Annotated in this window: 4 protein-coding genes and 2 pseudogenes; 3 read left to right on the top strand and 3 right to left on the bottom strand. The window is 66.5% G+C overall.

Going from position 1 to position 4,573, the window contains the following annotated elements:
• Window positions 1-345: pseudogene (locus PGX04_RS33090) on the top strand (glutamate--cysteine ligase); the annotation flags it as partial.
• Window positions 346-388: 43 nt separating this feature from the next.
• Here the strand turns inward: PGX04_RS33090 and PGX04_RS33085 are convergent.
• From PGX04_RS33085 to PGX04_RS33075, 3 genes are all read right to left on the bottom strand, one after another.
• Window positions 389-1,903, bottom strand: coding sequence for an MATE family efflux transporter (locus PGX04_RS33085; protein ID WP_273742351.1), 1,515 nt, complete (start codon window positions 1,901-1,903; stop codon window positions 389-391).
• The gene (locus PGX04_RS33080; protein ID WP_273742350.1) at window positions 1,900-2,535 is read right to left on the bottom strand and encodes a TetR/AcrR family transcriptional regulator; all 636 of its coding nucleotides are present in this window, start codon (window positions 2,533-2,535) and stop codon (window positions 1,900-1,902) included. The genes PGX04_RS33085 and PGX04_RS33080 overlap by 4 nt, the downstream gene beginning before the upstream one ends.
• 151 nt (window positions 2,536-2,686) lie before the next feature.
• The gene (locus PGX04_RS33075; RefSeq protein WP_273742349.1) at window positions 2,687-3,247 is read right to left on the bottom strand and encodes a DUF6789 family protein; all 561 of its coding nucleotides are present in this window, start codon (window positions 3,245-3,247) and stop codon (window positions 2,687-2,689) included.
• A 177-nt stretch (window positions 3,248-3,424) separates the two neighbouring features.
• On the opposite strand from PGX04_RS33075, the gene PGX04_RS33070 reads away from it, so the two are divergent.
• The gene (locus PGX04_RS33070; protein WP_273742348.1) at window positions 3,425-4,393 is read left to right on the top strand and encodes a Gfo/Idh/MocA family protein; all 969 of its coding nucleotides are present in this window, start codon (window positions 3,425-3,427) and stop codon (window positions 4,391-4,393) included.
• A gap of 62 nt (window positions 4,394-4,455) precedes the next feature.
• Window positions 4,456-4,573: pseudogene (locus tag PGX04_RS33065) on the top strand (ATP-dependent sacrificial sulfur transferase LarE); the annotation flags it as partial.

Genomic DNA, 4,573 nt, shown 5'->3' with positions numbered 1-4,573 from the left:
GAGAGAGACGGCGGCCGCCAGGAGAGCGACGACGGCGGAATCGCGAGCGACAGCGGCGTCCCGCGGGCCCGACCCGGCCACGTCACGGACGACGGGATCGCCCTTCCTGCGTTCGAAACCGTCCGTGATCTCGCCGAGTCGGCGATCAATCGCGGCCTCGAGTCACCGGCCGTCGCGGGCTACCTCGAGCGGATGGGGTTCACCGTCAGCGACTACCACCCGATCTCGACGCAGATCGACGGCCGTCAGTACGTGACGAAAGCCGACGCCCGCGAGCTGCGACTCGAGTACGCGAGTCGACTCGAGGAAGACGTCGAGGAACTGGTGGCGGCCGTCGGATCCTGACCCGCTCAACTCGCGTTCGTCGGCGTCCGTCAGCCGTCGTCTGTCAGTCGTCGTCCGCCGGTTCGACGGCCTCGAGCGGCTTGCCGGGGTCGACCGAGTCGGAGCCAGCACCGTCCGTCAGATCGCCCTCGCGCCACGTTCCCCGGAGGAACCAGGCCGTGGCGATGAACGCGCCGGCGATCGTCGAAATCGCGAACGCGAGCCAGACGCCGGTCGAGCCGAACCGCTCGGCACCCACCCAGGCGAGCGGGAACCGAATGATACCGAGGGTGATGACCGAAATGACCGCCGCGATGAGCGTGTGGCCGGAGCCACGGAAGCCGCCGCTGTACGCGCGAAGGACGCCCATGAACCCGAACGTCAGCGCCGTGTACTGGAGGAAGACGGCTCCCTCCGCGACGACGGCCGGATCGGTCGTGAAGACCGCGATAATCGGCTCCGCCGCGAGGAAGACGAGGCCGCCGAGGAGGGTGAGCCCGACGAGCATCACCTTCGCGCCGAAGTGGTTCGTGCGGGCCGCTCGATCGATCTTTCCGGCGCCCATGTTCTGTCCAGTCATCGTCTCAATTCCCTGCGAGAACGCGATCGCCGGGAGGAAGATGACGGAGAACACGCGCGTTCCGATGCCGTACGCCGCCACGACCGTCTCCGGGAATGCTGCGATGATCACGAGCAGGAGGTTGATCGAGAGCGCGCGCGTCGTCCCCTCGACCGAGGCCGGCATCCCGATATCGAAGAGTCGGCGCAGGTAGCCGAGATCGGGACGCATCTGCTCGAGGTGGATCTGAACGCCGTGACTGCCGCGGAACAGGATCGCGAGGCCGACCGCGAACGCCAGCACTCTCGACGCGACGGTCGCGATCGCCGCACCCTCGATGCCGGAGCCGGCGTAGGCGGTCAGCTCGAACAGCTGCGCTTCGACGCCGCCCAGCCCCAGATAGCCGAACAGGGGGTTGTTCCGGAACCCGAAGATGAGGAACGGATCGAGGACGATATTGAGGACGACCGAGCCGAACATGACCAGCATCGGCGTGACGGTGTCGCCGTACCCCCGCATGAGCGCGATGAAGACGAAGAAGCCGAAGACGGCGCTCAGGCCGAGCGCGAACACGCGCATGTACGACGCGGCGAGGGGTGCGATACTGTCTGACGCCCCGAGTAACGCGAGCACCTCGTCGATGAAGAGGTAGCCGACCGCGCCCAGAACGAGCGAGATGATCACGGCGAACGTCACCGTCTGCGCGGCGGCGTACTCGGCGTCGCGCTCCCTGCCGGCACCCGTGTACTGCGCGACGAGGACGCTCCCGGCGACCGACACGCCGAGCGCGAGCGCGATGAGGAAGAACACCATCGGGAACGCGAAGCTGATCGCGGCGAGAGAGGTCGTGCTGTACTGGCCCAGCCAGAACGTGTCCGCGAGGTTGTAGGCGACCTGGAGCAGATTCGTGATGATGAGCGGAACCGAGAGATACAGCAGCGGCTTCGCGATGCCGCCGGTCGTGAGATCGAGTTCCTCGGGGGATTTGAAGATGGCGTCGACGTGTTGGCGGAGGCTCACGGCGAGCGTTCCTCCGCGGCGTCCGCATCGTCCGTCCCGTTCGTGGCGTCCGCGTCGGTCGCAGCGACGAGATGGCGGTCGACGTAGTCGAGGAGTTGTACGCGCGTCTGCTCCGGCGGGTGACCGACGGCGACGTGACGCGTCTGTGCCCCGTTCAGCACCGTCACGAGGAAATCGGCGATCGGCTCGGCATCGAAATCGTCCCGGAAGGTGCCCCGTTCCTGCCCGTCCAGCAAGGTCGTCTCGAGGCGGTCGTGGAGGAGGCGATCGAACGCCTCGAGTTGCACCCTGAACTCGTCGTCGTAGGGCCCTTGGGCCTTGATCTCGAGGAGGGCCGTCCGGAACTCCTGCTCCGTCTCTTCGTCTCGCGGGGAGAGGACGGTCTCGATCAGGGCTCGCAGGCGCTCGTCCGGACTGTCGGCCTCGAGGGCGTCGATCCGGGCGACGAACGAGTCGTACAGGTACGCCAGGAACGCGGACAGCAGCTCCTGTTTGCTATCGTAGTGGTAGTGGAGGGTCCCCTTACTCTTCGACGATTCGGCGGCGATGTCTTGCATGCGGAGCGACGCGTAGCCGTGTTTGCAGAGGGCCACGTAGGTCGCTTCCATGAGTTCGTTCTGTGTCGTAGTCATTCGGGCTCCGTGACTGGCTGGCCAGTCAGGTCGATAACTGACTTACCGGCCAGTCAAAGATAAGTCGTTCGAAAGGGCGGAATCGTCTGACCGATGAGACCGTCACAGGTGGTCGAGAACCGACGGCAAAATCAGCGAAACGGGGAGCCGGTCAGTTGCCGCTATCGTACTCGTACTCCCGTTCCGGATCCTCGACGCCCTCGGTCCGTGACCCGACCCAGGCCCCGAGCGAGAGGCCGTAGACGAGGTGTCCCGCGTGGAACAGCGCGAGTTCGTCGGCCTCGAGGCGAATATCGAGCAGTTCCTTCAGCATGACCTGCGCGCCGAAGGCCGACAGGACCATGCCGTAGATCGAGCCCCAGACGAGCCCGCGCTGTTCGGGTTCGATGGATCGGCCGGCGTCGTACAGGGAGAATAGCGCGCCGAATACCACGCCCGAACTGACCCCGTAAAGCAGGTGGAGGGCGAGGCCGGCGACCGGGTGATCGTCCGGATCGCCGCCGGCGACGTACTGCGACCAGAAGTTCGCCGACGGCGGCAGCGAGCGCAGGATCGGCAGGCGAAAGGCGGTCATGATGAGCGTCGCAACGAACCCCGCCTGAATCCCGCGGACAGCCGCGCCGGTCGCGTGTTCCAGCCGCGAGTGCTCGTCGGTGGCTTCGGTGTCGCCCTCGGTGTCGATGATCGGTCGAAGGAGATCGGATACAGACATCGTAGTCTCGGTATCCGTGCTACCACGGATATCCCCTTAACCCTCCGGCGCGCTGTTTACTGGTCCCCGCGTCCCGGCCGTGAACGAGTCGGCGGCAGCGATGATTCGGTGGGCGCGGCGGTCACCGCTCACCGCCGACTGCTGGAATATTTATACGCGTTCGCGAAACACACGGGCATGGATTTCGGCGTCCTCAGTACGGCGGGCATCGCACAGAAGGCGTTCCTCCCGGGAATCGAAGCCAGCGACCACGACGTAACGGCAATCGCGTCCCGCGACGAATCCGATGCGCGCACCGTTGCGGCGGACGACGGGATCGAGGAGTCCTACGGCGACTACGACGCACTCATTGCGAACGCCGACGTTGACGCCCTCTATATCCCGCTGCCGAACGCCCTGCACGCGGAGTGGACGAAACGCGCGGCCGACGCCGGGCTCGACGTCCTCTGTGAGAAGCCGCTGGCGGTCGACGCCGAGGAAGCGCGCGACGTCGTCGACTACTGTGCGGATCAGGGCGTGACCCTGATGGAGGCGTTCATGTACCAGTATCATCCGCGAACCGAGCGCGCGTTCGCTCTGGCGCGCGACGAGCTCGAGGACGTGCGTTCGGTGACGGCGACGTTCAAGTACCGGCTCGACCGGACGGAAGACATTCGCCTCTCGCCCAAGCTGGCGGGCGGGAGCCTGATGGACGTCGGCTGCTACGCCGTCTCCGTGGTTCGTCAGGTCCTCGGCGAGCCGGAGCGGGCGTACGCGACCGCGACCGACACCCGCGACGCCGGCGTCGAGACGGAGCTGACCGGACTCCTCGAGTACGCGGGCGGGGCGACCGGTCGGGTCTCGTCGGGCTTCGACACCGAAGGCGTCCAGCGCTACCGTATCGAGGCGACCAACGGCTGGGTCGAGGTCCAGGACGCGTTCGATATCCCCGAGGGGGAACTGTCCCTCGAGTACCGTATCGACGGCCGTCACGGCGTCGAGACGTTCGATCCGGTCGACCAGTTCCGGCTCGAGATCGATCACTTCGCCGACTGCGTCGCCGCCGACCGGACCCCGCGAACGGACGGCGACGAGGCGATCGCCAATATGCGGGTGCTCGATGCGCTGTCGGAAAGCGCCGAGCGCGACCGTCCCGTCGAGATCTGACGAACCCCACGTGAGCCGCGGACGACAACGTCCTTTTGCCCGTCCGGTTCGAACCTCGAGCCATGACAACGGTCGAGGCGAAACTCGAGGCCGCCCGTACCGACCTCGCCGGCCGGGACGGGGTCCTCGTGGCCTTCTCTGGCGGGGTCGACTCGAGCGTGGTGGCCGCGCTCGCCCACG

The organism is Natrinema soli (assembly GCF_028618695.1).
This window is presented reverse-complemented; position numbering and strand designations above follow the sequence as displayed.

Excerpts from the sequence above, each read along its gene's own strand:
- PGX04_RS33075 (WP_273742349.1), bottom strand. The coding sequence starts at position 3,247 with ATGTCTGTATCCGATCTCCTTCGACCGATCATCGACACCGAGGGCGAC.
- PGX04_RS33070 (WP_273742348.1), top strand. The coding sequence starts at position 3,425 with ATGGATTTCGGCGTCCTCAGTACGGCGGGCATCGCACAGAAGGCGTTC.
- PGX04_RS33080 (WP_273742350.1), bottom strand. The coding sequence starts at position 2,535 with ATGACTACGACACAGAACGAACTCATGGAAGCGACCTACGTGGCCCTC.